General features: G+C 36.7%; 31 protein-coding genes, 2 pseudogenes and 1 riboswitch. Of the genes and pseudogenes, 12 read left to right on the forward strand and 21 right to left on the reverse strand.

All coding sequences use genetic code 11. The features are described 5' to 3' along the window. Positions 1–14 precede the first annotated feature (14 nt). Complete coding sequence (locus LZP85_RS11090; protein ID WP_119544103.1) at positions 15–839, reverse strand: STAS domain-containing protein; 825 nt, start codon at positions 837–839, stop codon at positions 15–17. Then, positions 826–1,491, reverse strand: a complete 666-nt coding sequence (locus LZP85_RS11095) for a cobalamin B12-binding domain-containing protein (protein WP_076512432.1) — start codon at positions 1,489–1,491, stop codon at positions 826–828. Before LZP85_RS11095 ends, LZP85_RS11090 begins: the two co-directional genes overlap by 14 nt. Positions 1,492–1,851: 360 nt before the next feature. Here LZP85_RS11095 and LZP85_RS11100 point away from each other — a divergent pair, with 360 nt between their 5' ends. Together LZP85_RS11100 and LZP85_RS11105 are read left to right on the forward strand one after the other, a co-directional pair. Further along, entirely contained in the window at positions 1,852–2,109 is a 258-nt protein-coding gene (locus tag LZP85_RS11100; RefSeq protein WP_061785287.1) for a GlsB/YeaQ/YmgE family stress response membrane protein, read from the forward strand. Between the two features lie 156 nt (positions 2,110–2,265). Continuing rightward, a pseudogene (locus LZP85_RS11105) lies at positions 2,266–3,309 on the forward strand (alkene reductase); the annotation flags it as partial. Between the two features lie 607 nt (positions 3,310–3,916). Here LZP85_RS11105 and LZP85_RS11110 read toward each other — a convergent pair. From LZP85_RS11110 to LZP85_RS11120, 3 genes are all read right to left on the reverse strand, one after another. Continuing rightward, positions 3,917–6,955 (reverse strand): efflux RND transporter permease subunit, encoded by a 3,039-nt coding sequence (locus LZP85_RS11110; RefSeq protein WP_206833690.1) that lies wholly within the window; start codon positions 6,953–6,955, stop codon positions 3,917–3,919. Positions 6,956–7,061: 106 nt separating this feature from the next. Beyond that, the gene (locus LZP85_RS11115) at positions 7,062–7,484 is read right to left on the reverse strand and encodes a hypothetical protein (RefSeq protein ID WP_206782593.1); all 423 of its coding nucleotides are present in this window, start codon (positions 7,482–7,484) and stop codon (positions 7,062–7,064) included. A gap of 62 nt (positions 7,485–7,546) precedes the next feature. Next, a complete protein-coding gene (locus LZP85_RS11120) occupies positions 7,547–8,107 on the reverse strand; it encodes a TetR/AcrR family transcriptional regulator (RefSeq protein WP_119543562.1) in 561 nt (186 codons plus the stop codon). Positions 8,108–8,377: 270 nt separating this feature from the next. Between LZP85_RS11120 and LZP85_RS11125 the strand changes: the two genes are divergently transcribed. Then, positions 8,378–8,668, forward strand: a complete 291-nt coding sequence (locus LZP85_RS11125; protein ID WP_025909967.1) for a DUF3817 domain-containing protein — start codon at positions 8,378–8,380, stop codon at positions 8,666–8,668. A gap of 38 nt (positions 8,669–8,706) precedes the next feature. Here LZP85_RS11125 and LZP85_RS11130 read toward each other — a convergent pair whose 3' ends face one another. Continuing rightward, positions 8,707–9,072 carry a DUF7674 family protein gene (locus LZP85_RS11130; protein WP_025909966.1) on the reverse strand — a complete coding sequence of 122 codons (366 nt, stop codon included), beginning with the start codon at positions 9,070–9,072 and terminating at the stop codon, positions 8,707–8,709. Between the two features lie 140 nt (positions 9,073–9,212). Beyond that, positions 9,213–9,650, reverse strand: coding sequence for a hypothetical protein (locus LZP85_RS11135; RefSeq protein WP_062686666.1), 438 nt, complete (start codon positions 9,648–9,650; stop codon positions 9,213–9,215). Between the two features lie 164 nt (positions 9,651–9,814). Here LZP85_RS11135 and LZP85_RS11140 point away from each other — a divergent pair, with 164 nt between their 5' ends. Beyond that, positions 9,815–10,090, forward strand: coding sequence for a hypothetical protein (locus LZP85_RS11140; protein ID WP_025909964.1), 276 nt, complete (start codon positions 9,815–9,817; stop codon positions 10,088–10,090). Between the two features lie 28 nt (positions 10,091–10,118). Here the strand turns inward: LZP85_RS11140 and LZP85_RS11145 are convergent, their stop codons facing one another. Further along, complete coding sequence (locus LZP85_RS11145; RefSeq protein ID WP_076512436.1) at positions 10,119–10,952, reverse strand: LCP family protein; 834 nt, start codon at positions 10,950–10,952, stop codon at positions 10,119–10,121. Between the two features lie 172 nt (positions 10,953–11,124). Further along, entirely contained in the window at positions 11,125–11,685 is a 561-nt protein-coding gene (locus LZP85_RS11150; protein WP_062686664.1) for a GNAT family N-acetyltransferase, read from the reverse strand. Positions 11,686–11,840: 155 nt separating this feature from the next. On the opposite strand from LZP85_RS11150, the pseudogene LZP85_RS11155 reads away from it, so the two are divergent. Further along, a pseudogene (locus LZP85_RS11155) lies at positions 11,841–12,093 on the forward strand (RrF2 family transcriptional regulator); the annotation flags it as partial. A gap of 33 nt (positions 12,094–12,126) precedes the next feature. Here LZP85_RS11155 and LZP85_RS11160 read toward each other — a convergent pair. Then, a complete protein-coding gene (locus tag LZP85_RS11160) occupies positions 12,127–12,540 on the reverse strand; it encodes a hypothetical protein (RefSeq protein WP_025909961.1) in 414 nt (137 codons plus the stop codon). Between the two features lie 348 nt (positions 12,541–12,888). On the opposite strand from LZP85_RS11160, the gene LZP85_RS11165 reads away from it, so the two are divergent. Beyond that, entirely contained in the window at positions 12,889–13,668 is a 780-nt protein-coding gene (locus LZP85_RS11165; RefSeq protein ID WP_025909960.1) for an undecaprenyl-diphosphate phosphatase, read from the forward strand. 1 nt (position 13,669) lies between these two features. Beyond that, positions 13,670–13,993 (forward strand): hypothetical protein, encoded by a 324-nt coding sequence (locus tag LZP85_RS11170; RefSeq protein WP_025909959.1) that lies wholly within the window; start codon positions 13,670–13,672, stop codon positions 13,991–13,993. A gap of 39 nt (positions 13,994–14,032) precedes the next feature. Here LZP85_RS11170 and qoxD read toward each other — a convergent pair whose 3' ends face one another. The 10 genes from qoxD to LZP85_RS11220 all read right to left on the reverse strand — a co-directional run bounded on the left by qoxD (position 14,033) and on the right by LZP85_RS11220 (position 21,286). Continuing rightward, positions 14,033–14,341, reverse strand: a complete 309-nt coding sequence (gene qoxD, locus LZP85_RS11175; protein ID WP_025909958.1) for a cytochrome aa3 quinol oxidase subunit IV — start codon at positions 14,339–14,341, stop codon at positions 14,033–14,035. Between the two features lie 3 nt (positions 14,342–14,344). Further along, complete coding sequence (qoxC, locus tag LZP85_RS11180) at positions 14,345–14,953, reverse strand: cytochrome aa3 quinol oxidase subunit III (protein ID WP_025909957.1); 609 nt, start codon at positions 14,951–14,953, stop codon at positions 14,345–14,347. Continuing rightward, complete coding sequence (gene qoxB / locus LZP85_RS11185) at positions 14,953–16,896, reverse strand: cytochrome aa3 quinol oxidase subunit I (RefSeq protein ID WP_025909956.1); 1,944 nt, start codon at positions 16,894–16,896, stop codon at positions 14,953–14,955. Before qoxB ends, qoxC begins: the two co-directional genes overlap by 1 nt. Before the next feature lie 38 nt (positions 16,897–16,934). Then, the gene (gene qoxA, locus LZP85_RS11190) at positions 16,935–17,915 is read right to left on the reverse strand and encodes a cytochrome aa3 quinol oxidase subunit II (RefSeq protein WP_025909955.1); all 981 of its coding nucleotides are present in this window, start codon (positions 17,913–17,915) and stop codon (positions 16,935–16,937) included. A 562-nt stretch (positions 17,916–18,477) separates the two neighbouring features. Beyond that, the gene (locus tag LZP85_RS11195; protein WP_224840290.1) at positions 18,478–19,005 is read right to left on the reverse strand and encodes a hypothetical protein; all 528 of its coding nucleotides are present in this window, start codon (positions 19,003–19,005) and stop codon (positions 18,478–18,480) included. A 163-nt stretch (positions 19,006–19,168) separates the two neighbouring features. After that, entirely contained in the window at positions 19,169–19,429 is a 261-nt protein-coding gene (locus LZP85_RS11200; protein ID WP_025909953.1) for a metal-sensitive transcriptional regulator, read from the reverse strand. A 37-nt stretch (positions 19,430–19,466) separates the two neighbouring features. Further along, on the reverse strand, positions 19,467–19,811 hold the full coding sequence (locus LZP85_RS11205) for a hypothetical protein (protein ID WP_062686662.1): 345 nt from the start codon (positions 19,809–19,811) through the stop codon (positions 19,467–19,469). A gap of 170 nt (positions 19,812–19,981) precedes the next feature. Then, positions 19,982–20,338, reverse strand: coding sequence for a fluoride efflux transporter CrcB (gene crcB, locus LZP85_RS11210; RefSeq protein ID WP_119543560.1), 357 nt, complete (start codon positions 20,336–20,338; stop codon positions 19,982–19,984). Beyond that, positions 20,332–20,739 carry a fluoride efflux transporter CrcB gene (gene crcB / locus LZP85_RS11215; RefSeq protein ID WP_025909950.1) on the reverse strand — a complete coding sequence of 136 codons (408 nt, stop codon included), beginning with the start codon at positions 20,737–20,739 and terminating at the stop codon, positions 20,332–20,334. Before crcB (LZP85_RS11215) ends, crcB (LZP85_RS11210) begins: the two co-directional genes overlap by 7 nt. Positions 20,740–20,790: 51 nt before the next feature. Then, a riboswitch (Fluoride riboswitch) is annotated at positions 20,791–20,850 on the reverse strand. Positions 20,851–21,037: 187 nt separating this feature from the next. Beyond that, complete coding sequence (locus LZP85_RS11220) at positions 21,038–21,286, reverse strand: YueH family protein (RefSeq protein ID WP_119543559.1); 249 nt, start codon at positions 21,284–21,286, stop codon at positions 21,038–21,040. A 252-nt stretch (positions 21,287–21,538) separates the two neighbouring features. Here LZP85_RS11220 and LZP85_RS20775 point away from each other — a divergent pair, with 252 nt between their 5' ends. The 3 genes from LZP85_RS20775 to LZP85_RS11230 all read left to right on the forward strand — a co-directional run bounded on the left by LZP85_RS20775 (position 21,539) and on the right by LZP85_RS11230 (position 23,714). Further along, on the forward strand, positions 21,539–21,670 hold the full coding sequence (locus LZP85_RS20775) for a hypothetical protein (protein ID WP_256993296.1): 132 nt from the start codon (positions 21,539–21,541) through the stop codon (positions 21,668–21,670). A 258-nt stretch (positions 21,671–21,928) separates the two neighbouring features. Continuing rightward, positions 21,929–23,035 (forward strand): processed acidic surface protein, encoded by a 1,107-nt coding sequence (locus tag LZP85_RS11225; protein WP_226638953.1) that lies wholly within the window; start codon positions 21,929–21,931, stop codon positions 23,033–23,035. A gap of 1 nt (position 23,036) precedes the next feature. Then, positions 23,037–23,714, forward strand: coding sequence for a class D sortase (locus tag LZP85_RS11230; protein ID WP_061785277.1), 678 nt, complete (start codon positions 23,037–23,039; stop codon positions 23,712–23,714). Positions 23,715–23,749: 35 nt separating this feature from the next. Here LZP85_RS11230 and LZP85_RS11235 read toward each other — a convergent pair whose 3' ends face one another. Next, positions 23,750–24,547: a sulfite exporter TauE/SafE family protein gene (locus tag LZP85_RS11235; RefSeq protein ID WP_061785276.1), complete on the reverse strand. Its 798-nt coding sequence runs from the start codon at positions 24,545–24,547 to the stop codon at positions 23,750–23,752. A gap of 222 nt (positions 24,548–24,769) precedes the next feature. Between LZP85_RS11235 and LZP85_RS11240 the strand changes: the two genes are divergently transcribed. Together LZP85_RS11240 and LZP85_RS11245 are read left to right on the forward strand one after the other, a co-directional pair. Continuing rightward, on the forward strand, positions 24,770–25,336 hold the full coding sequence (locus tag LZP85_RS11240; RefSeq protein WP_061785275.1) for a GNAT family N-acetyltransferase: 567 nt from the start codon (positions 24,770–24,772) through the stop codon (positions 25,334–25,336). Positions 25,337–25,463: 127 nt separating this feature from the next. Beyond that, on the forward strand, positions 25,464–25,898 hold the full coding sequence (locus LZP85_RS11245) for a hypothetical protein (protein WP_119543557.1): 435 nt from the start codon (positions 25,464–25,466) through the stop codon (positions 25,896–25,898). The last annotated feature ends 251 nt before the right edge of the window (positions 25,899–26,149 follow it).

Here is a 26,149-nt window from a genome sequence, read left to right on the forward strand (position 1 = left end):
GTCGCACAGCTTTTTTACCCAACAGAATGTTTAATGTTTACGAGATCACTTAAATTATTCATATAGATAATCTGATTACCAAATGAATTCCCCTTTAACATTTCTGTATGAGATGGTTTCATGCCTATGATGTAACAGGTAACTCCCATAATATCAAACGAACGCATAAAGGATGAAAAGGCGTGGATGCCTTCCGGTTTCAGTTCATTAATTCCTGAAAAGTCAAAGAGCATAATGGAATAGTGGCCATCATATGTAGCATCTTGGAGCACTTTGGAATTTTCTGCTACGAGCTGCTCGTCTAAATCGCCAAACAGTGGAATAAGAGCTACCTTTTCAGAAAGCTTAATGAAAGAAGCTGATAGTTGCTTAATCCGCTTTAGTGAAGCTTCTAAGCTCTCTTTTTGCTGCAGTAGTTCAAAGTCTGTATGTGCAAGTCGCTTTTGGTGAGCGTGAACCATCCTTGTTAGCTCTTTAATACGCTCATCTTGATAAATACAAACTAAATGCCCAACTTCTTCATCCCACTGTATGAAACATTCAAATAAAGCATACGGTGATTGCTCAGTTTGCAACACAAGCTCTACCTTTTGCGTGGTGTAGTCTTTTTCTTCTACAAGCGTTGTGTGCAGCTGTTTTTCACTTTTTTCTTTGTCGTCTTTTACGATATACTCTGTTCTTAAATATTTTTTGGCTTTTTCTTTGCTGAACGTATCAACAACATCTAAGAAGTTATCGACCGGCGCAAAAGTGGTCATCGCTAGCTTGGAACGATTTAAAATTTTAAAATTTCGGTCCACAGTAAAATATGGAACAGGAGCACTTTTAAGCATCGACATGTATGTCCACCCCTTTTTTATAACGTAATAACCATTCATTTAGTTCGTTTAAACTTGGCATTTGTTTTGCTTTTTCAAGTATAGTACTTGCAACGTGATTTGTCGCAATGAGTCTTCCACCAACTAAAGTAATTGGTTTTGGGTTTAAATCTTCTAACATATTTACATATTGCGGAAGCTGATCTAAATGATACGAAATGCTAGCGGATAATGCTACGATATCAGGCTGCCAGTCCTTTGCCATAACCTCCGCTGCTTCCTTTGGCAAGTCTGCTCCTAAAAACCGCGTATCGAATCCATGTTCTTCAAATAGAAGCGAGACCATCTTTAATCCAATAAAATGCTGTTCTTCTTCTAAACAAAACAACATCACTTTTCCGTACTCTTTTTTGCTTTCACTTGTCATTTCTTTATAAAATCCATAGCGTGTTAATACATAATCACAGGTTGTAGTCGCTACATGCTCGTCTGCAACCGTAACGATATTCTTTTCCCAAAGCGTGCCAATATAGTACATAGCAGGCGTCAAAAGACTTTCATAAATATCTAAGCTACTTGCTCCTTTTTGTAAAGCTTCTTCTACTATATCCCACGCACTATCTTGATTTCCTGAAAGTAGCTGATTAACTAACCTCAAGGTTTGAGATTTCAATGTTTCTCACCTCAGTCCATCATTTATCACTTTTTACCAATTAAAATAAGAAAGCGAGAAAGCCTAAAGAACTTTCTCGCTAAAGGTTGTATCTTTCTATTTAAAAATTTTAATTTTATTCAACCTTATCATATAAATATAAGGCCAACAACTGAAACTAGTGTATTTATGGACAAATAGTATAAACCTCCCTATTTATTCACCTTAAACTTATCTATATTCCCTGTTTCCTTCAATTTACTCTTTATTTTGATTAATTTCACACTATCTTTTATTTTTGGTCAAAACATGCATAACTTGGTTCATTCGCGGGTATCAAAAAGATATAAGATTCAAATACACTATCAGGAGGTTGTTATTATGTCATTTATTTGGATGCTTATTGTAGGTGGACTTATTGGTTGGTTAGCTGGTATCATTACTGGAAAAGGTGTCCCAGGAGGGATTATCGGTAACATTATCGCTGGTTTTATCGGAGCTTGGTTAGGTGGACTTATTTTTGGAAACTGGGGTCCTGAGATGGGCGGATTCGCCATTGTACCTGCCATTATTGGTTCAATCATTTTAGTATTAATCGTAAGTTTCGTTATGAGAAAAATGCGTAGAAACCACGCTTAACATTGAAAAACGCTGCTTTGTAAAGCAGCGTTTTTTTCGTGAGTCAAAATATTTGAATCAAAAATACCCTTCTTGTTACACTGAGTCTATCCTTACTTAAAAGGATTGCATACAAAGACTTGTTTTGAAGGAGATGAACGAATAATGACTCGCTATTCTAAGCTATTTGAACAAACACAATTAGAAGGTCTACAATTGAAAACAAAAACTGCAATGGCTCCAATGACACGTTGCTTTGCAGATGATGAAACAGGTGTTGTAAATACAGAAATTGCTGAGTACTATCGTCGTCGCGCTAAAGACGGCATCGGCCTCATTATCTCAGAAGGTGTTGTCATTAGTGATCGCGCAAAAGGAAATCCAGGTGTTCCAGGAATCTATACGCAAGAGCAAATTGAAGCGTGGAAAGAAGTAACCAATGCCGTTCACGACGAAGGCGGTACAATTATTGCGCAAATTTGGCATGTAGGGCGTTTAAGTCACCATGAATTAATTAAAGGCCAACAGCCTCAAGCTCCTTCTGCCATCGCTGCAGCTGGTCAAGTTCCTCGCTTCCGTAAACCTTATGAAATACCAGAAGAAATGACAAAAGCAGATATTAAAGAGGTTGTTGCTCAATATGCTCAAGCTGCTAAAAATGCCCTTGAAGCTGGATTTGACGGTGTTGAAATTCACGGTGCACACGGCTACTTAATTGATCAGTTTAACTCTGAGTTTTCAAACAAGCGCACAGATGAATACGGTGGAGATTTAAAACAACGATTAACATTCATGAAAGAAGTCATTTCTGCCGTGATTAATGCAATTGGTGCAGAACGTGTTATAATTCGTTTTTCTCCGCATAAGGTCGATGCGCCTGAATACAGATGGGATGATGCTGAAAAAGCAATTCAAACCTATGTTGAAGCATTTAAAGAAGTTGGCGTGAAAATAATTCACCCTTCAATGCTTAACTTTTACGAAGATGTAAAAGACGGTAAGAACCTTTATGAAATTGTTCGAAACTACTGGAGCGGCCCTATTATCGGAGTTGGTGATTTAACACCAGAATCTGCAGAACGTGCTCTAGAAGCTGGCTGGATTGACGTAGCCGCTATTGGACGCCCACTTATTTCAAACCCTGACTATTTACATCGTATTCAACAAGGTGAGCCTCTTGTAGAGTACGATGCTGCGACACACTTACCAAAACTAATTTAATAATCGTAAAAGAGCGGCCTATAGCCGCTCTTTTTTTGTTAGACTCCTCCCTTTTCTATTCTCTCTTGTTGTTGAAAAACATATTGAATGACTCTACTATAAGATTTTAGAGCTATAAGCACCTTTTTAGCAGTAGTATTTCCCATCTTGCTATTTACAGGGTTATTTACTAGCTCTCCTAAAGAGTTTGAAGTAAAAAATAACAGCGCTGAAAAAGAGCAAGATTCAAAGCGTGAGCTTCAATAATAAAGATATGTTTTAATCATATTCATTCACCTCATTTTAAAAGTGAGGCATCAAAAGTAGCTTTTCGTTACGTGTGAAAAGAGACATGGAACACCTTATGTTGCCTCTATTTATAGTTCTGTACAAATTGGGGTCATCAGTGCCCATTCCCCTTCACCTCGCATATCAATACTGTATTTCTTCATGGATACTTTTTAAGTGTAAACCATCTCTAACAAAAAGCAATAAAAAAACGAAGCCAGAGATCCCCTCGGCTTAAAGGGTCCTGGCTTCATCTATATAATATAAGGGGTTAAATAAAACGTACCTTTATTATAGCATATAATTAATGGTCATATTTTCCTCTTATAGAAAATAGTTCTTATTTCGCACCTTTTCCCAGTTCTCTTTCTTTACGAACCTGCTTAGCAAAGAATAATTCATATACAACTGGAATGATAATTAAGGTTAATAAAGTAGAAGATGTTAGACCACCAATAACCGTTATTGCTAGACCTTTAGAGATCAATGTTCCACTTGATGTTGTCAAAGCAAGCGGGATCAGCGCTGCAATTGTTGCAAAGGCCGTCATTAGGATTGGACGTAAGCGCGTTTTACCAGCTTCAATAAGCGATTCGCGAATTGTCATACCTTTTTGTTCTCTATTTTGGGTAATTCGGTCTACTAATACAATAGCGTTTGTCGTTACAATTCCAATTAACATTAGGAAACCAATCATTACGCTAACAGATAGAGGCTCTTTTGCGATCACTAAGCCAATTAGTGAACCAATTGGAACAAAGATTAACGACGATAAAATAATAAATGGTATACGAGCTTTACCAAACGTAATGAGCATCGTCAAGTAAACAAGACCAATGGCTGTTAAAATAGCCAATCCTAAAGATTGGAAGATTTCTACGGTTTCATCACTACCGCCTCCACCTTCAAGACTTACCCCTTTTGGTAAATTAAGCTTCTCTACACCCTCTACTACGTCTTGCGTCACTTTTTGAATATTTTCGTCTTTAATATCCGCTTCAACGCGAGCAAACACTTTTCCATCTAATTTTTGAATGGATGTAAATGTATCAATTTCGCTTACATTAGCAATATCTTTTACTGCTACTGGTCCTCTTTGTGTAAAGATTTGCAGATCTTCAATTGCTTTTGTTGAACTAATATCTTCATCATAAGAAAGCTGAACTGCACGATTTGTTCCATCTAACGTTAGGTCACCTACTGATACAGGTTTTGTTTGATCGGTAATGGTTCCCACAAGCTGGAATCCAGATACACTATACTCAGATGCTTTATCTTGATTGACTTCAACCACAAGCTGCTTTTGTTTATCAGAGAAATTATTTTTTACGTACTTTAAGTTATCATACGTATTTAAATAATTTTCTACTTCTTTTGCCGCCGTTTGTAAGTCATCTAAGTCAGATGAGAATAAATCTACCGTTACGTTGTTATTAGTTGGTGGTCCACCTGTTGAAGCTTCAGATACGCTTAGTGTTGCTTTTGGAGACTCTTCTCCTACAATGTCTTCCATCTTACTTTGAAGTTCATCAATATACGCATCTACATCTACGCCATCTTTCAGATTTAAGAAATAACCGATCTGATTTGGTCGCTTTACGCCAGTTGCAAAGTCGCGTGAACCGACTTCTGTTGTTACCTCTTTTACTTCATCTTCGTTTGCAAATAGCTCCTCCACTTTTAACGACACTTCATTTGTACGTTCTAAAGAAGTAGACGAAGGTAGCTGAACATTTGCCTGTAAAAGCTTTTGTTCTTCGTTTGGAATGAATGTGAAGCCAAGCGATGGAACAAGAGCAAATGAACCAAATAATAGTAAGAAAGATAGAATTAAAATTTTAATCTTATGGTTTAGTGACCATGCAATCGCTTTTGCATATCCACGCTGAATTTTACCCTCTTTCTCTTCTGCTGGTACCTTCTTAAACGCAAATTTTGCTAAAATCGGGACGATTGTAACCGCAACAAGAAGAGATGCTAATAATGAAAATACTACTGTTAGAGCAAATGGTAAGAAGAACTCACCAGTAATTCCACCGACAAAACCGATTGGTAAAAATACAACAACAGTTGTAATAGTCGATGATGTAATGGCTTTTAATATCTCTTTTGTTGAAGATTCAACTAATTCATCAGAAATGCCTTCTTCTGATTTTCGAACACGCCTAAAGATATTTTCAATAACTACGATACTATCATCCACAACGCGCCCAACTGCTACTGCCATTCCACCTAGTGTCATGATATTTAATGAAATATCCAGTCCATTTAAGAAAATAGCTGAGACAAGAAGTGAAAGTGGAATCGAGATAATTGAAATAATGGTAGCACGGAAGTTGCGCAAGAAGATTAGTACTGCAATTGAAGCGAACAACGCCCCAAGCAATCCTTCTTTTACTAACGTTTCAACTGACTTTTCAATTCCTTCTGCTGAATCAAATCCAATAGCATAGTTAATATCATCATCATATTTTTTCAACACTTCTAATGCATCATTGGCAACTTGAACCGTATTTGCATCCTGTTTCTTTGTAATAGCCATTGTTAGCGCCTCTTGTTGATTATAGCGCGTGTATTCTCCTTGCTCACTCACTTCTTCAATCGTTGCAATATCACCAAGTAAAACTGGTGGAGCTTCGGGATTAACTGTAGATTTTAGCTCAACTTCTTTTAATGCATCAATTGTATCTAGTTTCTCTTCAACTCGAACAGGAATTTGGAGTTCTTCACCGTTTACAGTTCCTGCTGGAAACGATACGGACTTTTGGTTAATTTGCTCTTTGATTTGTTCAAGCGTCAGACCAGCTGCCACTGCTTTTTCTTTATCCAACGTAATTTGTAAAAGATCATCCTTTACGCCACCAACAGATACAGAGTTAATCCCTTCAATTTTATTTAATTCTGGGATAATTTCGCTGTCTAAAAGCTTTTCAACTTCTGCATCACCTTCAGCAAATAAAGAAATGTTCATAATCGGGAAAGTACCAAATGAAAAGCGGTTCACATCAACCGTCGATGATTCTGGTAAATCTAAATCTTTTGTTATAGTGTCAATTTGTTGTTCAACTTCATCTAAATCCGTATTGAACGGAAATTCTAAATTAATAATCCCCACGTTCTCGTAAGAAACACTTTGAACGCTTTTAACGCCTTCAAGACCTTTTAACTGCTCTTCTAACTTCGATGTTACTTGTTCGTTTACATCACTAGGAGAAGCCCCAGGATATACAGCTTCAATCGATAGCTGTGGAAATTCAATATTAGGTAATAAGTCAATTTTTAACCTTGAAAATGAGAATAATCCAGCTACGATAAGCAGAAACGATAAAATGAATACTGCTACTGCATTCTTTAAGCTAAACTTTGTCAAGAAATTCATAAATAGCCCCCGTATATTTTATTAGTCGTATTTTACATGTGTAATGTAGTGAGTACCAGCGGGTCAGTTTATGTCACTAAAAGCCTCACCTCCTTTGCGTTAAAGATTAATAGACACTCTTCGGGAGGTAATCCATTGAGCCCCCTGGCAGTGAAATAAAGGAAAAACCGTTCTCTCCGTGAAGATCCCACCCTTCAAACATTGCGCTATCTTGAAATAAGTCTAATAGGTACTCTTCTGTCAGATATACTCGCAAAATGTTTAAGTCTTCATACCAAACAATATTATTAATCCGTTTTCCTAGTATTTTTTTTGCAATATGATAACGCCATTCAAACGAAGCATTGAGCTTCCAGTCCGCTTGACCGGCAATCACAGCATCTGCTTTTTTCAATCGCCATGGACATTCAATAACAAGACCACCATTAGAAAATTCTAAAGCTAACGGATTGTCATATTCATGAATGATGTTTATAACTTGTTGTCCATAAAAGTACGTAAAATCCATTACTTGCTGTTTCTTATTCATGAGAACCTCCCATACAATTTAAACTAGAGTACCCACGGGTCAGTTTTTAAAAAAAAAAGAAATCAGTAGCAACCTTCTAGGAAAAGGTCAACTGTAAACGTTGCATAACGTTCAATTTCTTTTTCTGACACATTTTTGTTAGATACAATATCCATTCTATACCCATTTAGCATGCTACAAAACGCTTTTGAATGTAAAGCTGTATCTTCAAGTCCCTCTTCTTTCATCAAGTCTGATACTAGGGAATGATAATCATCAAAAAAACGATGCAAACGCTCCATCATTTCAGGCATTTGATGGGGAGCTTGCCAAAACGAATCTGGGTACTTTCTTGTGTTATAAAAAAAGTACAGGTGATGTCTTGCAATTGAATAAAGCTTTTGCCTAAATGTTTCACAGCGATTGGTTTCTCGCTTTGCGTTAGCAATGAAGTAAAGAAAAGAGCGATCATTAACCGCAATATATAAGCTTTCTTTTGAAGGAAAGTAAAGGTAAAGTGTCCCTTTCGACACACCCGCTTTTTTAGCAATATCAATCATTTTAGCATCATGATAACCATTTGCTCCAAATACAACAAACGCTGCATCAAGGATATTTTCCTTTTGTTCTATTCCTTTTGTCATATTTCCAAACCCTTTCCTGCCTCTTATTACACGTGTAAAACAGGATTAACGTATCGAGACTGAACGTAAATAAATGAATGTACAGTTTCATCATTTACTATATATACTTATAAAAGATAACGTTATACCTTGTCAACTCATAGTGGGCTCTTTTTTAATTATCTTTTGAATCTTTTGTGACAGCGACCATTGATGCTTGTAACGGTTGCATCTACATGGTACATTTTTCACGACAGTTAAAAAAATCATACATTTGGAGGATGAACCAAGATGTTAAGATCATCGATTGGCCGCTTACGTTTGTTAAGTATTGTAGAAGGCATTTCATATCTACTTTTACTATTCATTGCTATGCCTTTAAAATATTTAGCTGGTATTCCTGAGGTTGTATCCGTCGTTGGAGCTGCCCATGGTGCTCTGTTCGTATTATACATACTTGCTGCTGTGCACGTAAAATTTGAGCATAGAAAAACAATTTTATGGGGCATCTATGCGTTTATTTTATCTTTTATTCCTTTTGGAACGTTCTATTTAGACAAGCAATTAAAACATGAGCAATAAATAAATCACGCCAAGAAACTGGCGTGATTTATTTATTATTAGGAAAGCTTGTTAAACTGTTCAATGGTTTTCCACCATTTAAAGGAATGTGGTTTTAAAAGCCTTCCTATTTCTTCAGATGTTATGTGTTGTTCAGAAAGCATTTCATACATAGTCTCAAACAAGCCTATCGTTATGCTTTCTTTTACTTCAGCTTCACCTTCTGTATATAATCGTTCAATGGTTTCAAATATCTCAGATTCATGGGCTAATTGATTATTAAATTCTAATGAAATTAAGTGAGAAGCAAAGCGCTTGAGCTCTTGCTGCAAACCTTCTATTGTTGTTGTATTCACCTCTTCATCATATTGAAATGATGGACTTGCATCAGTTAACAATGGAATAACTTCGCCCTTTGTAATCATATGTTTCCCTACCTTATTTGTAATCTAAATATAGTAATATACTTCTTATTTACCCATTGTTATTATACTTAAACGTGAAGATTGAATCATACTGTTTGTAATTCATCAAGAGAGGTTACTAATATAGACGCTTTTATGTATTACCCTACACTAAGCGTAAGTGCACCGACAATTGCTATAATTGGAAAGGCACTGATCAACCCAATCTCTATCATCATAAATTTTGTTAGAAACCCTCGGAACTGCTGTTTTTCTATCCTGTTTGCCACCTGTTGGTGAGTTTGATAAATGCGAAGCATCGCTCCAATCCAAACGACAGCCACAATAATTAATGGACTCATGCTTGAAGCAGGTTCTGGGTTCATAAATGCTAATACGATTAAAATTAACGGAACAATTTCTACTACCGCGTGTTTAATAAAAAACATAGTCTGAATACGAACAAGATCTTGATAAATCTCATTATCTGTTTTGTCTTCCTGTAGCTTACCTTCAATTGTATAAATGGTTGACTGATAAATAAACATCATTCCGATAACGGCAATTAGTGCTCCGATGATAAAATACCATATGCTCATTACAAATCTCCTTTCTAATAAAAAGACGGTATATTGCTAGAAAATCTAACGTAAACATTTTATCATTTTATGCTTCATTCGTCTTATAGATTTATAAGAAAGAACTGTTTATAATGAGAAATGAACTATTTTACTAGAAAGTTTGTCTATTGGAGGAAATTATTATGATTTTAAACTATAAAAATCAAGCAACAGGTCATCGTATGAATAATGGTTGGAATTTCTTTTATGCAGCTAACCTAACAATGTGGAGAAAAGATGAAAAATATTTACTATTAGATGAAAATCAAGATATCGTACTCATTTTTGGCTTTAAAAAAGAGGAAATTATCCTTGAAAAGATTCAAACGTGGGGATATACCTTTAATATTCACCCAGAAAAAAAGCAGATTTCTTGTTTGCAACGTCAAGAAGAAATTGGCGAACAAGAAATGAATTAAACAAAAAGCGCGCAGGCTGCGCGCTTTTTCAGTGTTCTTCCGATGGATTATCTCCATATAGCATGGCTTTTATATGCTCCTTCTCCTGGTCTTTTACAATATAGTACCATGTTCCGTCTACTATTTGCGTTTCTCCTTCTACATGTACTGTTTCAAACGTTGGTTTGCCTTTTTCCATTACGTTATATACAGCTAACGCGTCTTTAATCGTTACGTTTGTATCAACGTATTGCTTTGTAATATTTAAGAGATTGGGAAGATTAGCTACCGTTGACATACTCATTCCTTTGTCTAAGAGCGCTTCTACTACTTGTTTTTGTCTTTCATTACGACCAATGTCTCCTTTAGGATCCTCATGTCTCATCCTTACATAAGCTAAAGCTTTTTCACCGTTTAAGTTTGTTTCACCCTGCGGAAATAAATAAGATGCAAATGTGAATGGAAACGGATTATCAACCGTTACACCACCTATCTCATCCACGACCGCTTTAAATCCTTCCATGTTTACTTTGACATAGTAATCAATTGGCATATTTAAGAATTGTTCGACAGTGTCGACTGTTAGTTTAATTCCACCGTACTTATAGGCATGATTAATCTTTTCCATTTCTGCTTGTCCTTTAATTTTCACACGCGTATCTCGAGGGATAGGCATCATTTTCAAATGTCCATTTTCTGAATTAAAATGAACAACCATTAGTACGTCTGAACGTCCCGTATCTTCTTCTCGTTCATCTACACCCATTACGAGCATGTTAAATTCCTTTGCCTCAACTTTTTTTTCACTAAAAACATATAAGACCCCAGTTAAGACGCAACCAAGAAATATGAGTACGGAAAGTAACGTGTACTTGAACTTCATAACTTATGTCTCTCCCTTCTGTCCCTCCGCTGCTTTTATTAGCTTATTTACTTCCTATATGCCTTTTTTTTCAAAGATTTATACCTGCTAAGTATAATTAGAAGCGCGAAAATAAAATGACAAAAGGGTTTGACGCAAAAAACCGGATTGAGTTTTTCAATCCGGTTTCATTTTACTGAATATGTTTTATTGCTTCCGCAGAACTTTCTTCTCTTTGTTTCCACTCATAATCAATCATGCTCATTTCAATTAAGCTCCAATACTGTCCGTTCACGTGCTTTACATCTCGCATCATCCCTTCACGTAAAAACCCAATACGCTCGTATGACTTAATAGCAGCTTCATTGAAGTCAAATACGCCCAGGGAAATACGATGAAGTCCTAATACATCAAAACCGAATGATAAAACATGGTCAAACATATCACCACAGTATCCTTTTCCTCTTTCCTCTTCTTTGAGCAATACTCGACCAATTCTGCCCGTCTTATGGTGATAATCAATATGAGCAAGAGAAATATGACCAACTAGCTGGCCGGTTTGTTGATGAAAAACGGAGAAAGCATACGTATGAGCTCCTTCATAATTGGCATAGCGGATATACTCTTTGAGCTGGCGAGGCGTAAGTGGATATGCAAACGTGGAGCCACTCCACTGAATCATAAAGGCTTCTGAGGGAATCCATTCAATGAGTTCTTTTATATCTTTTTTTGTGAACGGTCTTAATTCAATCATCGCATTCCCACCCCATCGTAAAATATTTGATTTTTCTAAATATATTACAGTTGTTTGAATTAACTGTCAAATAACCCGAAAAATTTATTTGGCATTCTCAAATAAAACGATTAAAGTGGATAATTATTATCCACTTTAGAAAGGTTTGATATACTTTGCATATGAAAACAGGCGTTGAACAATCTGTATACGCCATGGTACTTCTTCACTTTTTACCTTCCAAAGCTGTATTGCCAGCAGATGCAATGAGTAAGCAGCTAGGCGCTTCTCTTATTTTTTTCCAAAAAACTGTTAATAAAGCTAGTTCATGCGGATCTCATCACTTCCGTCTCAGGTGTAAAAGGAGGCTTTAAACTAAAGAAAAAACCTGAAGATATCTATATATATGATGTGTATGTTACTAATGAAGAAAGCTCCGACATCTCTATGCGGAGCTTTCTTTTACAATTCTAATTCTTTTCGTAACGTAGAGATGTCATAGGTAAATTCAAAAAAATAAATTTTGTTTTCATTATCGTATAGCATGAGTACAGGTTGTTCATTTGGGCTTAATACAACAACAGCTTCACTAGCTAACACATCTAACCCTTTTTGCTGCACTTGTACAGCGGGGTCTAATGGTACCTTCACCAAATAACCGGTTTTAGGTAAAGGATTTACTTTTTTATAAATCCCAGTAATGGAAGCGATGCTTTTTTCAACCTCTTTTTGAACAACTTCAGTTTTATCAGCTACCCGAATGACCTTACCTGTATCAAGTTGAAACACTTCCACTTTAGGTTGTTCTCCCATTGCTACATGTGAATGAATTCCAATGAAGCATAAAATAAGTGCTATGCACACTTTTTTTATCATGAGTTCCCACCTCCGTTTGATGAATACAAATTTGTATACCGCAAGCTAAATATCCATTTTTCTTGCACAAACGTTATGTTGGTTTCAAACTTATCGTTTGTGTAATCACTTAAGTTTATCCATGTTGATTTCAACCTTCTAAGCAAAGATTCACCTTTTAGTTTAATCAATTACTAACTATGCTTTAATCTCTATTTCAATACAGCCATTAGTTGTTGCATGCTGTTAGAAACACTAATAGTGGACTCTAATTTTTTTGCTTTATCTAACCATTCTCATTAATTTTTGTCATGTTCATGCCTTTTGGTCGATACAATAATACAAGGACACGCTTTAAGAGGTGAAAATATGTCATGGATTGAAGCATTAATTTTAGGAATCATTCAAGGGTTAACAGAGTTTTTACCCATTAGTAGCACAGGGCACTTGTATTTAGGTCGACACTTATTTGGATTAGATAGCGCAGGTTTGTACCTAGATACGATGCTACATATTGGAACCTTGCTTGCTATTTTTGTCTTTTATAAAGACGAGCTGTGGCACATGATTCGTCACCCGTTTAGCAAGCTTACCTTCTTGCTAATCATTGGTACGATTCCAGCTGTTGTGGTTGGCTTATTATTTAAAGATTATTTTGAGGAAATCTCAATTACAGGTTCTACAATTGGATGGGAATTTCTTGTAACAGGTCTTTTCTTATGGTTTGCTGACTCAGTAAAAAAAGGAGCAAAAAAGATGCACGATATTTCCTACAAGGACGCACTGTTTATCGGTACCTTTCAAGCAGCCGCCATCTTTCCTGCCGTTTCACGTTCTGGTCTAACAATGGCAGCTGCTTTAATGCGTAAGCTAGACCGAGAAACAGCTGCTTACTTTTCTTTTTTACTGTCAACGCCAGCCATATGTGGAGCCGTTCTTTTACAGCTTAAAGATGTTGTCGGTGGTGGTGTGGAATACATCTCGTTTTTCTCTTTATTTGTAGCAACATGTTCGGCTGCGCTTTTTGGCTATATGGCCGTAAAATGGATGATTCACTATTTAAAGCATCATTCTCTAAAAACATTTGCTGTTTACGTATGGATTCTTGGCTTAGTTGTTTTAGTATGTCAATTTACGGGGGTCTTTTAAGATGACATCAGCTCGTATATTGTTTTTAGGAATCTTTTTTATTGGAATCATGGTTGTGATTAGCTACATGGACAACGAGTCTCAAGAATACTTTGAAGCCGTCTCACCTCTTTCTTTAGACAGCGGTGAAGTAGAAGCTTCAAGTAACGATGAAGACGTTGAAATGAGCCTTAAAAATGTTCTTATAACAACTGAAAGAATCAATGGTTTTGATGTTGAAGTTTATGAGGAATACGAGGTATATACAAATGAGGAGGGTGAAGTGGTCGACCGAGTGGCCACAGGTCACTATCAAACACTTCGATATAAGGCTACTAATGAATAGTAAAAAAGCCACTTACGCAGAAGTAAGTGGCTTTTTGTATTAATGGTTAAAGTGATCTGCTAAGATCCAAAGCGTACCAACAACGATACATAGTGCAATAAAGAAGCTATAAAGCATATTTGCAACTTGTACCTTGCCGTTTTCACTTTCAGTCATGTGCATGAACATCACAAGCTGCATAGCTGCTTGTAAGAACGCAAGAATTGAGATTAGTGTCATCGTTACGCCTCTTGATAAGTCAGCTAACATAACTAATCCAAGCGCTGCAAACGTTAGTGCTAAAGAAAGGATAAGCCCCATTACATGACTAAGCGGAAATCCTGCTTTTTGGCCTTGTTTGTTTTCCATGTCTTATCCCACCAATCCGTTCAAGTATACATACGTAAAGATGAAAATCCATACTACGTCAAGGAAATGCCAGTATAAACCGATAATAAATACTTTTCTTGCTGTAACAGGCGTTAAGCCGCGCTTTACTAACTGGATAATAAGTAAAATTGCCCAACCAATACCCATCGTTACGTGAAGTCCATGTGTTCCCAACAGCGCAAAGAATGAAGACAAGAATGCACTAGTTTGCATTGTTGCACCTTCGTGAGCTGCATAAAGAATGAACTCTTCAATTTCATAGTACAAGAATCCTGCACCTAGTAAAAGCGTAATAACTAGCCAAGTAATTAACCCTTTTAAGTTATTATTACGCATGTGCCATACAACGATTCCCATTGTGAAACTACTTACTAATAGTAAAACTGTTTGAATCATAAACGTTTCAACAATATATAAATCTTGTGGTCCAGGGCCTCCAGCTGTACGAGTATGATACGTTAAATACGTGACAAACAGCGTAGAGAACAGTGCAATTTCCGCACCCAAGAAAATCCAGAAGCCGAGAATATTCATTCGGCCCTGGTGATCTTGATACTCGAGTGGTAATGACTTATCTAAATGTCCACCCATTATTTGTCACCCCCTGTAATACCTTCTGTTTGTTTAATCTCATCTACCGGAACATAGAAGCCTTCATCATAGTCAAATGATCGTGCAACTAGACAAGCTAAAATTCCGATTAATCCGAAGATCGCCATTGGCATCCATTCAAAGACAAGTCCAAATCCACCGATGAACCAGAATACACCTGAGATGAATGGGATACCTGAGTTGCTTGGTAAATGAATTGGTTTAATGTCTTCTTCTTTAATTTTTGTTTCTCCACGTTTTTTCATGTGCCAGAACTCATCCATTTCTTTCACATGTGGAACTACCGCAAAGTTATAGTGTTGAACTGGTGATTTAGTCCACCATTCAAGCGTACGTCCATCCCATGGGTCGTTTGCAGTGTCGCGTTTGTTTTTCCAAGCGCTCCAAAGTAAATTTACAACCAATACGATGAAACCTGCACCCATTAAGAAAGCACCGATTGTTGAAATTAAGTTTAATGTTCCCCAACCTAATGTTTCTGAATAAGTTTGCATACGACGAGTCATACCATCTAGACCTAGGAAATATTGTGGGAAGAAACATACGTTAAATCCAACAACGAAGATCCAGAAAGAGATTTTTCCTAGCTTTTCGTTCAGCGTGTGACCGAAAATCTTTGGATACCAGTAGTATAATCCAGCGAAACATGCAAATACTGTTCCTGAGATTAATACATAGTGGAAGTGAGCTACTAGGAAGTAACTGTTATGGTACTGATAGTCAGCTGAAGCCATTGCAAGCATTACCCCAGTTACCCCACCAATAACGAAGTTTGGGATAAACGCAAGTGACCATAGCATTGATGTTGTAAATTTAATACGGCCTTTATACATGGTAAAGAGCCAGTTAAATATTTTAACTCCGGTTGGAACAGCGATTAACATCGTTGTAATCGAGAAGAACGAGTTAACTGCAGGCGCGTTACCCATTGTAAAGAAGTGGTGAACCCATACAATGTAACTTAAGAACGCGATACCAACCATTGAGATAATCATCGCTTTATAACCAAATAGGTTTTTGCGAGAGTGTGTACTAATGATTTCAGAGAAAATACCGAACGCCGGTAAAATTACGATATATACTTCAGGATGTCCCCAAATCCAGAATAGGTTTGCCCACATCATCGGGAGACCACCGTTGGCAACCGTAAAGAATGCTGTGTCGAATACGCGGTCAAGCGTCATTAACGCAAGCGCTACTGTTAATACAGGGAACGCAAAGATGATAATAACTGACGTAACTAAAATTGACCAAGTAAACATTGGCATTTTCATTAACGTCATGCCTGGTGCACGCATTTTTAAAATCGTAACTAAGAAGTTAATACCTGTCATTAGGGTACCAACACCGGCAATCTGAATAGCAATTGCATAGTAGTTGTTCGCTATACTTTCACTAAATTCTTTTCCGGCCAGAGGGAAATATGATGTCCAACCAGCATCAGGAGCTCCTCCAATAACGAAAGAGATGTTAAATAACATAGCTCCCATAAAGAATGTCCAGAAACTTACTGCGTTCAAGAACGGATATGCTACGTCACGCGCTCCAATTTGAAGCGGAACGACAACGTTCATTAAACCAATCAAGAATGGCATTGCCATGAATAGAATCATGATAACACCATGAGCTGTAAATACGCCGTTATAGTGATGCGGGTTCAGGATATTCATATCCGGGAACGCTAACTGCATACGCATCATAAGTCCATCTACACCGCCGCGGAAAAGCATTAAGACGGCTGCAAGAATATACATTACACCAAGTTTTTTATGGTCTACTGTTGTTAACCATTCTGTCCATAACCATTTCCATTTTTTGAAATATGTTAAGACAAAAATGATACCGATGGTTGTCAAGACAATCGCTGCGTCAGCTGCATAAATGACGGGATCGCCAGTGACAAAGAATTCATCTAGCTTCATTATGTCTTCCCCCAATCGTACGTTTATTTAGGCCCGTATTAATGACCTTCATGTTCATCATGACCTTCATGCTCGTCATGGCTTTCGTCGCTTTCTTTTTTGCTATCGTCGCTGCCATGGTTGTGATTGCCATGTCCCATGTTCATGCCGCGCTCGTCTACTTTACCAGGGATGTATGCGTCTTTTGCGTGGTTAACCCACTCTAAGTGCGTACCGTTGAACGTCATGCGACCTACTACACCTGGTTCAATAATTTCATCATACTTCTCTTCAGTTAATGGCTTAGCTGTTGCCTTCACTTCGTCAACCCACTCTTCATAGTCTTCGTGAGTTTGGGCTAACACTTCAAATTCCATATCTGTAAAGTGCTCACCTGAGAAGTTAGCACTTCGTCCGATATAAGAACCTGGGTTATCAGCTTGAAGATATAAATCCATCGCCATGTTGTTCATTGAATACTTTTGTCCACCAAGCTCCGGTACCCAGAACGAGTTCATTGAACCTTGAGACGTCAATTCAAAGCGAACTGGACGATCTTCTGGAATGTTTACATAGTTAACTGTTTCAATGTTTTCTTCCGGATAACTGAAAATCCATTTCCAGTTTGCTGAAGTAACATGAATTGTTAACGGTTCTTCAATTTTTGTTTGCTCATTTTTCGGTGGTTCTTCAAGAGCATAAATTGATTTTACAGTTGGGATTGCTAAAAGAATTAAGATAATAATCGGGAACGCAGTCCAGATAATCTCCATCTTTAAGTTACCCTCTTGTTCTGGTGGCTCATAGTCCATGTTGTCAGGTCTTTCACGAAATTTAATAAGTACATAAGCAAAGATTGCAAATACTACTACGACCACAATCGCCATCATCCAAAGCGACCAAACAATAAGGTCAGCTTGTTCTTTAGCGACAGGACCTTGAGGATTCAAAACGGCTAATTCTGAACAGCCGCTCAAGAAAAATACTGAAAGTGCAGAGAATAAACCTGCTAGCTTCCAAAATCCTTTTTTTGGTTTCACTAAAAACTCTCCTTTCTAACAACTCATGATGCGAAGCCTCTAAATTAGATCATCTCTAAAACTTTCTATCTAGTTAACTATAGAAAGCTTTAATACAAAATCTCTTTAAACTCATGTTATACATCAACCATTACTATTGTAATACAAAGTGACAATTTTTTCGTCACTTTTTGTCGATTTTCTTATTTTGAAAATATTCTAAAATAGTGTAAAAACATGAGGTCAAAGAACACTTCAATCCTTGCGATATTTTAGCATATATTCGACAAGGAATAAATGTAAATAAAAGGATGAATGTTGCATTTTCTTACCGAAACTTACCTTTTTAAAGGTAATTCATGTAATGTAACCGCAATCACCCTTGATACAAAAGGGGTTTCATCTATTATTGAATATTTTGTGACAAAATCTATACAGAATTGTGTCAATCAATATTCAAGTTTGGTAGGTTCGATTACCGCCCATTTACAGTATATTACACATTAAATGCTTTTGTTATATACTTCACAAAAAGTTCAAAAATTGACATGTATGTTGTCTACATACTAAAAGAAGCTGCGTGTTATTCACGCAGCTCTTGATCCATATATTCCTTAACAGTGATGTCATCTCCTGAATTATTCAATAGAATAAGATCCGCTGGAAATGGTTTTTCAACATATTTTGGCACAGGTTGATATGAAATAAAATATTCTCCTTTGGGAACTTTAATATCAAACGTATAATTGTCATTTACAAGTGAGGCCTTCACTCGATGTATTTGTTTACTTGGGTTCTTTCCTAAAAACAGCGCATACGTCCCTTTATTAGTATGTATATCATCATACTCAACAAGATTGTTCATCTTTGTCATTACTTCAATCCGTAACCTTTTGCTCCATCCTTCTTTTAAAATCGCCATTCCTTCTCCACTACCAGGAATAGTGAATAACGCAACATATGTGTCCGAACTGCTAATTTTTTGGATTTCTCGAATGTCAAGCTTTTTGGAACCGTTAATGTCCCCCATCCCTTTCCATTTTCTTATATGCTCTTCAACATCCTTAGCGTTGCTGTGAATTGGATATCGAAGAAATTCAATACCTCCCACAATAGCACCTATAAGAATGATTAGAACTAAGAGTCGCTTAAACTTTCGAATTGGTATTCACGCTCCTTTCCATTTAGTGAGTGACGTTAAAAAATAATATGTACGAATTATGCATGAAAATCAAAAAAAAAGCTATCAGACTTTCGTCAGATAACTTTTCTACTCATCGACTCTTTACTAATAAGGCAATTGCTTCTTCTACGACTTTTGCAGTCTCTTCTCCAGCTTGTTGTCTTTCAACAATACATTGTTCTAAGTTTAGCGCAACAATCTGAGCAATGGTTCGGTCGACTGCGCTTCGAACAGCTGATAATTGCGTTACAACGTCTTTACAGTCTTTATCTTCTTCCATCATACGCAGTACGCCTCGCACTTGACCTTCTACTCGCTTTAACCGATTTTTTGTCTGATCAGTATAATTCACGCAGTATCCCTCCTATATTTTGTGCGTTACTAATGACTTATCCTTCACATGCACAGCAATATCCCTTTACTTGATAGCCATACTTTTGCAGCTTACGAATGCTTAAGTTTCTTGCAATTGTATCCGGTGCAATAACTACTACTTGTTTTGACGGAATTTCAACATGTTGTCTTTCCAAGTACGGCAGCGGAATGTGTATAGCTTTTTGACAAGGTTTATGTTTCATTTCATGAAAATGTCGAACATCTACGACTGCAATTTCCGTAGTCTCACAGTCAAGCGTAGAAAGCTTCTTAATTCCATGAACGGGCACATGGCGATTATATAAACTAAACATAATGGCACAACAAAATAAGATTACACCAATATAAAGTAGTATCATTGTATCCTCCCTGACGTAACTTCATACCCATATTAGTATCATCATAGCTGTCATCTAGAACGTACGTCAACAAAAAAGTTTCTTCATAATATAGTTTCAAATGGAAAAAAGCGTGCAGAAAAAATAAATTGGCTTTTCTTTAAATAGCCCTTTGTTACAATCAAGATTTTTTAGAGAGCACCGACTAACATTCCTATAAAAGCTAACACAATACCTCCAATATAACTAAACGCCAAATAAGGGAATAGAACCGTATGCATTTTCTTTTCATGAAGGTGGATATTTTCCAGCTTAAACGTCGAAAATGTCGTAAATGCCCCCATAAAACCCACTCCTAAAAAAGAATACACCCCAGATGTCATTCCATTCCCAACCAGGATTCCTAGTAGAAATGAGCCTACTAAATTGACGCATAAAGTGCCAATTGGAAACCCTGTAGTTGATTTTTGATTCATCCACGTACTTAGCACATACCTGGCTATGGCACCTAAAAACCCACCCAGTGCAATGAGTAAAGCTGTCATAATAGCTGTTCTCCTTTCTTTTTCAGCTTATTGGCTGAACGATCCCCTACTCGGTAACCAGACCAAGACATCAGTAAACCACCAAATAAACTAAGTGCTACATAAAGAAAAGCTAACAGACTGGTATCGTTTTTGATTAAAGTAACGGTTTCGACACTAAAGGTAGAAAACGTCGTGAAAGAACCTACGAACCCTGTACCGATGCCAGCTAAAACAGCAGAAGGAAACACATTCATTTTAATCATTCGATATGTAAACCAACCTAAAATAAAGCAGCCCATCAAGTTCGTTATTAACGTTCCTAATGGAAAGCTGTATGCCCACCATGAATGTGTAAACACACCGAGATAGTAGCGAAGCAAGCTTCCAAGAATACCTCCTATACCTACTAGTAAATACGTCATCTTCTTCACCTCTTTCTTAATTATGAACAAAAAAATAGACTCCTACCCTGTATATGGGTAGGAGTCATTAGCTCTGCAGCAGTTTTGGCGAACTCCATCGCCGTATATTTTGTTTCCTACATTCATTTTACATAATCCATTCCATTTATCAAGAGCTAATCATGGAAAATCCAAGAAAATAATGCGTTCAATCTGTAGCACCAATTTGGGAATTACGGTCATTTTAGAATTATATGTAGTGAAATGTTTAAATAATGAAGTAAAAGATATTATTATTCTTTTGGTTACTCTCTCTTTTTTACATCTCTCGTACCCAAAAATTAATTTTTCTCGTTAGTTGCTCCGCTACCTCTTCACTGACTTTAGAAGCTAACGATGTCCGTAGTCGATTTTTACACTCTTGAATTTCTTCTTCATAAGGGATAATGGTTGACCATTCCAAATCTGGAATTGCAATTAGCGTTTGTTCTTCCTTTTTATTTTCATGAACAAATACATTTTCAATGACTTTTTCGTCTATGCGAATATATGCTTTACGAATTTTCATCTACTTATCACCTCTATATAAGCTTTATGTGTATCATCATATGATACACATAAAGAAACATCAATGCGCATTAGCTTCTTTTGCCATGTTAAAGGGTTTAAAAATAGGGTATAGAATACTAGTTAAAAAGAAAGTAATGCTTCATTTTTTAAATCTTTGTGAATATCTTGCAATGTTTATTGTATATATGCAATTTTTTGGTATGATGAGTATATTGAGATGTACCTAACTAAATGGAGGTTGAGGTAAACAATGGATCGTTCCCCAAAAGAAAAACGTCAAAAGCGCAAACAGTTTGTTGAGCGTTTAAAACTAAAAGGGATAAAAATTGAGCTTACAAAGCCTCGTTCTCATTTTTCAACCCTTTCGCTATTAAAGCCTTAAACCGTAACGGTAACGAATATCACTACATACGCTCTTTGTCTTCCCTTTTTTAGTTACCTTAAATAGAGAGCGGTAACATTTATGAATAAAGACAGCTCATTTCTTTTCTGTTAAATAAGAAGTGAGCTGTCTTTTTTGATATATTAACACCCAATCTAAAAGTTATAATTTCCCATATAAAAACTTTAATATCTAGTATTGTAAAAATATTACTCATAACTTATAATCTTCTAGACTACATAAAAAGGAGAATGAGAGATGAAAAAAGGGGTTTCAATTTTACTTGCTTTACTACTGATGATTAGTTGCTTTCCTGCTGTATCATTTGCTGCTCAGTCCAAAACATTTGAAGCAGACTTGACGAAGTATTTAACAACTGTCAGTACTACTCGTGGGTTTGATGTTTCAAAAGATGATATTGAGTTTTCACTTTCACTTTACGATGAGGAATTATCAAACTTTGATACTGTGGAAGAATTAAAAGAATTTTTGGGTGACGTCATCAAAAGCGACTTAAGCAATTTAAGCTCTATCTATGAAAGCTATGACTTAAATCAAAAATCACTTCAATCATTATTAGAAGAAAATGGTGAAGATTTAAATGATTATGTATTTGTTGATGATTTAGACCAAACAGTTTTTTTCTATTTAGAAGATGAGTTTGACTATGCCGATGATGAAGAGTATGCGGACGAGATTAGCACTGATGATTTTGAATCTGCTTTAAAAATGTTGGAAGATGAGTTTGGACTAACGCGTGAAGAGTTAGAGCGCATTAACGATCACTTAATGTCAATTGAAGATGAGCTTGCGGATGAAGAAACGTTAAATCGCTTAATGGCACTTGCCGAGCGTCTAGCAGCTTTTGAAGACTTTGATACAACAACTGAACTAACTTCTGATCAAATTGCGGAACTAATGTCAATTTATAACGAAATGCTTTCTATCTTTAAAATGAAAGCAACATATACGTTGATTCAAGACGGAACCCAAAAGACATTATCTTTATTTGATTTAATGAATATGAAAGAATTAAAAAATGCTAGCTTAAAAATTAACCTATATACAGCTGACGGCAAATTTTTAGCTGATATGATTATCACAGGTGAAATGGTTAATTCGGATACGGTTGCAAACACAGGAACGAGCATTGAAAAATCTGCTCAAAACGTAAATAACATTGTAAAACAAGCACCTGTTAAAGAAAAAGCTCAAAAAATAGAAGTAAAAAAAGCTGAAGTAAAGAAGACTGTTAAAGGAGCTCGCTTACCAAATACGGCTTCAGACTATTTATTAAACACTTTAATTGGCTCAGCCCTTGTTTTGTTAGCATTTGCTGCATATCGTAAAGTGAGACGAGCATGATATGGAACCAAGAAGTTCAAAAGGAAAAATCAGTCGCAAAAAGCGATTGATTTTTCTTTCGATTATTGTAGGGGTTCTTTGTTTCGGCCTATGGTTTACCACTACTAATGCTTATAAGTTTGCTAAAGGATATTTTGCTTATAAAACAGGTGCTGTTGAACCCCAGGTAACAGCACCTGCTGAAGCAAAAGCAGGACAGCCTATAGAGAAAGAAAACAGCAGTTCTTTAAAGGAAATCAAAAAGAAAGATGCATCTTATCCTTCACAGCCTAAAATAGGAGACTTAATGGGTGAACTAGAAATTCCAAAGCTGAAGGCTACGCTTCCAATTTATCATGGTACTAACGAAGATGAGCTTGAAAAAGGCGTTGGTCATTTTGCAGACAGCGTGTTGCCTGGAGAAAGCGACAATTCTGTGCTATCCGGTCATCGTGATACAGTCTTTCGAAAACTAGGGGAAGTTGGAGAAGGAGACTTGTTATTAGTTCATACAGAAGCGGGATCATTTACGTATCGAGTTAATAAAGTGCGAATTGTCGATGCCGATGATCGAACCGTAATTGTTCCTAAACCAAGAGCTACTCTAACAGTCAGTACTTGTTACCCTTTTAACTTTATAGGTTCTGCGCCAGAACGCTACATCCTAGTAGCACATCTTGTTTCTTCAAAAACAACATAAAAAAGATAGCGTTTAAATCACGCTATCTTTTTTATTTAATGGAAAGAGATTGACTTTTTTAGTAAATCAAACCAGATTTTTAACGAAGTTGCGGTAATAACAATAGCTAAAACAACTTGAAGGGAACTCACTTTTGTCTTTTGACCAACAAATGCTCCAATTGGCGCTGCTAGTAAGCTTGCACCGATAATCATCAGCGCAGGTAGCACTAACACTTGTCCAGTAGCCACTTTTCCGAAGGTTGTTCCAATTGAAGATAAAAAGGTCACTGCTAGTGAGCTAGCAATTGTCACTCTTACCGGTATTTTTAATATGGTAATCATAATTGGAACAAGCAAAAAAGCACCACCTGCTCCCACAATCCCTCCACATATACCTACGGCTAAAGAAAGCGGAACAGCTAGTTTTTTTGAAAACCAGACCTCCATTTTGTTCTCATCTTGTGTAGGCTTCTTAGGTGTAAACATAAGAATTGCAGCAATTGTAGCCATTACTCCATAGATTAAATTAATGGTATCTTCTGAAAACGAATTAGACAGAGTTGAACCAACGAGACTTCCAAGCAACACGCTCGTTCCCATATAAATGATAAGTGATTTATGTAAAAAGCCGCCTTTTTTATAGGCAAGCGTTCCAGAAATTGATGCAAATAAAGACTGTACCGCTCCGATTCCCGCTACTTCATGCGCTGTAAATGCCCCTACTCCAATAAGAGGTGGTACAAAAAGTAAAACTGGATATAAAATAACCGAGCCTCCAATACCAAGCATACCCGCTAAAAATGAGCCTAAAAATCCCAACGCAAATACTGTCAGTAATAATTGTACGTCCATCTTGTCACCTTCTAAATTACAACATGTAGCCTTAGTAGTAGTTCATCCTTTCTCATTATAGCACTGTCTTGTTTTCATGTAAGATAATTCTTACCATTTATTTGGCTTTTTATGATTCTAAAACCATTCTGAACTATAGAAAAATCCGAAAAAACAGTTTATAAATATGCTATGATAAAGGTATATTTAATGCTTATTCTTATTAATTTCGGAGGTTGTTTTATGTTTGAGTATAAAATTGATAAAGAGATTAGTTTACAGTTAATTGAGCCAAGTGATGCATTTCCACTTTTATCTCTTGTAAATGAATCACGACCTTATCTGCGGGAGTGGTTGCCGTGGGTTGACAGTATGAGAAGCATCTCCGATTACGATGATTTAATCCCCGAATGGCGAACTCAATATTATAACAATCAAGGTTTTCAAGCAATTATTCGCTACTATGATGAAATTGCTGGCATGGTTGGATTTCATGCAATTAACTGGGGGAATAAAAGCACTAGCCTTGGCTATTGGATTGGGGAGCAGTTTCAAGGAAAAGGTATTATGACCAGAGCTGTACACGGTTGCCTTACTTACGCATTTGATACGCTGAAACTTCACCGAGTAGAAATTCGCTGTGGGGTTGATAACCACAAAAGCCGTGCCGTTCCCACACGATTAGGCTTTACTGAAGAAGGCATTTGTCGTGACGGAGAATATTTATATGACCATTACCATGACCTTGTGATTTATGGAATTCTCCAACATGAATGGAAGAAGCTAAATTCAAAAGAAACAGCATTATAAAAAGCCACACTAGCGCTGTCATGCGCTAATGTGGCTTTTTCACGTAAATTAAACCATGCCTTATTCAGAATGTTTACTCTTGAAAATCGTATATATATAGTAGGCTAACATCATAGGAGTGAGTTCAATGATTTCTTTACATGCATGGAGCTTATTAGTGGTTGTCTTATTTTTTGTCTATCTACTAATTAAAAACTTATGTCCTTTATATCCATTTAACGATCTTCAAAAGAAAACGTCTGTCCATCGCAAAAGTGAGCTGTTGTATCAATATATTCCCCTTTTAACTATTGGTTGCTGTATGTACATTAATTTACCTTTTACTACTAAGCTAGCTTTTGTTATCACTATTATCTTATTCATTTCTCACATCTTCACTTGGTGGTTTCCGTATTTTTTAGGTGCTCACCGAGTGACAAAACATGAATATGAACAGCTTTATAGCAGAACAAGTAAAATACTCCCCTCCATTAGAACAAACCTTGTTCCCGATAACCAACACCTCATTGTGACTCTCTTCTTTCTATTATTACTTATTCATGAATTTATCATCATTTTCTAAAAGAGGGTGGGACATAACAAAACAAATTTCCAAAAAGATGAACACTCCCTTTTCTCACCTCTTTACGTTACCTGAACACGTTCGTTCCATTGCGCTACGGCCACTCGCTTTCCGCGGAGAGGAATCCGAGCTTCCTCGCTGCGCTGCGGGATCTCATTTTTTCCTCTCTTTCTCGCAGGAGTCGAGTGTCCTACGCTCCATTCCACCCTGTTTCCAACATTGTTTTCACAATCATCAAAAAACCTGAACGA

The organism is Priestia flexa (genome assembly GCF_021441905.1).
Classification (GTDB): domain Bacteria; phylum Bacillota; class Bacilli; order Bacillales; family Bacillaceae_H; genus Priestia; species Priestia flexa.

What these genes read in the sequence shown, in the direction of transcription:
- LZP85_RS20775 (WP_256993296.1), top strand. Translation starts at nt 21,539, where the DNA reads ATGGATCGTTCCCCAAAAGAAAAACGTCAAAAGCGCAAACAGTTTGTT.
- LZP85_RS11220 (WP_119543559.1), bottom strand. Translation starts at nt 21,286, where the DNA reads ATGAAAATTCGTAAAGCATATATTCGCATAGACGAAAAAGTCATTGAA.
- LZP85_RS11170 (WP_025909959.1), top strand. Translation starts at nt 13,670, where the DNA reads ATGACATCAGCTCGTATATTGTTTTTAGGAATCTTTTTTATTGGAATC.
- LZP85_RS11235 (WP_061785276.1), bottom strand. Translation starts at nt 24,547, where the DNA reads ATGGACGTACAATTATTACTGACAGTATTTGCGTTGGGATTTTTAGGC.
- LZP85_RS11115 (WP_206782593.1), bottom strand. Translation starts at nt 7,484, where the DNA reads ATGAATAAGAAACAGCAAGTAATGGATTTTACGTACTTTTATGGACAA.
- LZP85_RS11145 (WP_076512436.1), bottom strand. Translation starts at nt 10,952, where the DNA reads ATGAAGTTCAAGTACACGTTACTTTCCGTACTCATATTTCTTGGTTGC.
- LZP85_RS11230 (WP_061785277.1), top strand. Translation starts at nt 23,037, where the DNA reads ATGGAACCAAGAAGTTCAAAAGGAAAAATCAGTCGCAAAAAGCGATTG.
- LZP85_RS11110 (WP_206833690.1), bottom strand. Translation starts at nt 6,955, where the DNA reads ATGAATTTCTTGACAAAGTTTAGCTTAAAGAATGCAGTAGCAGTATTC.
- qoxB (WP_025909956.1), bottom strand. Translation starts at nt 16,896, where the DNA reads ATGAAGCTAGATGAATTCTTTGTCACTGGCGATCCCGTCATTTATGCA.
- LZP85_RS11130 (WP_025909966.1), bottom strand. Translation starts at nt 9,072, where the DNA reads ATGATTACAAAGGGCGAAGTTATTCCATTGTTAACTGATGCAAGTCCA.
- LZP85_RS11160 (WP_025909961.1), bottom strand. Translation starts at nt 12,540, where the DNA reads ATGATAAAAAAAGTGTGCATAGCACTTATTTTATGCTTCATTGGAATT.
- LZP85_RS11140 (WP_025909964.1), top strand. Translation starts at nt 9,815, where the DNA reads ATGATTTTAAACTATAAAAATCAAGCAACAGGTCATCGTATGAATAAT.
- LZP85_RS11150 (WP_062686664.1), bottom strand. Translation starts at nt 11,685, where the DNA reads ATGATTGAATTAAGACCGTTCACAAAAAAAGATATAAAAGAACTCATT.
- LZP85_RS11225 (WP_226638953.1), top strand. Translation starts at nt 21,929, where the DNA reads ATGAAAAAAGGGGTTTCAATTTTACTTGCTTTACTACTGATGATTAGT.
- LZP85_RS11125 (WP_025909967.1), top strand. Translation starts at nt 8,378, where the DNA reads ATGTTAAGATCATCGATTGGCCGCTTACGTTTGTTAAGTATTGTAGAA.
- LZP85_RS11090 (WP_119544103.1), bottom strand. Translation starts at nt 839, where the DNA reads ATGTCGATGCTTAAAAGTGCTCCTGTTCCATATTTTACTGTGGACCGA.
- crcB (WP_025909950.1), bottom strand. Translation starts at nt 20,739, where the DNA reads ATGACGTATTTACTAGTAGGTATAGGAGGTATTCTTGGAAGCTTGCTT.
- LZP85_RS11120 (WP_119543562.1), bottom strand. Translation starts at nt 8,107, where the DNA reads ATGACAAAAGGAATAGAACAAAAGGAAAATATCCTTGATGCAGCGTTT.
- qoxC (WP_025909957.1), bottom strand. Translation starts at nt 14,953, where the DNA reads ATGGGTGGACATTTAGATAAGTCATTACCACTCGAGTATCAAGATCAC.
- LZP85_RS11165 (WP_025909960.1), top strand. Translation starts at nt 12,889, where the DNA reads ATGTCATGGATTGAAGCATTAATTTTAGGAATCATTCAAGGGTTAACA.
- LZP85_RS11205 (WP_062686662.1), bottom strand. Translation starts at nt 19,811, where the DNA reads ATGATACTACTTTATATTGGTGTAATCTTATTTTGTTGTGCCATTATG.
- LZP85_RS11245 (WP_119543557.1), top strand. Translation starts at nt 25,464, where the DNA reads ATGATTTCTTTACATGCATGGAGCTTATTAGTGGTTGTCTTATTTTTT.
- LZP85_RS11135 (WP_062686666.1), bottom strand. Translation starts at nt 9,650, where the DNA reads ATGAGCATATGGTATTTTATCATCGGAGCACTAATTGCCGTTATCGGA.
- LZP85_RS11100 (WP_061785287.1), top strand. Translation starts at nt 1,852, where the DNA reads ATGTCATTTATTTGGATGCTTATTGTAGGTGGACTTATTGGTTGGTTA.
- LZP85_RS11240 (WP_061785275.1), top strand. Translation starts at nt 24,770, where the DNA reads ATGTTTGAGTATAAAATTGATAAAGAGATTAGTTTACAGTTAATTGAG.
- qoxD (WP_025909958.1), bottom strand. Translation starts at nt 14,341, where the DNA reads ATGGAAAACAAACAAGGCCAAAAAGCAGGATTTCCGCTTAGTCATGTA.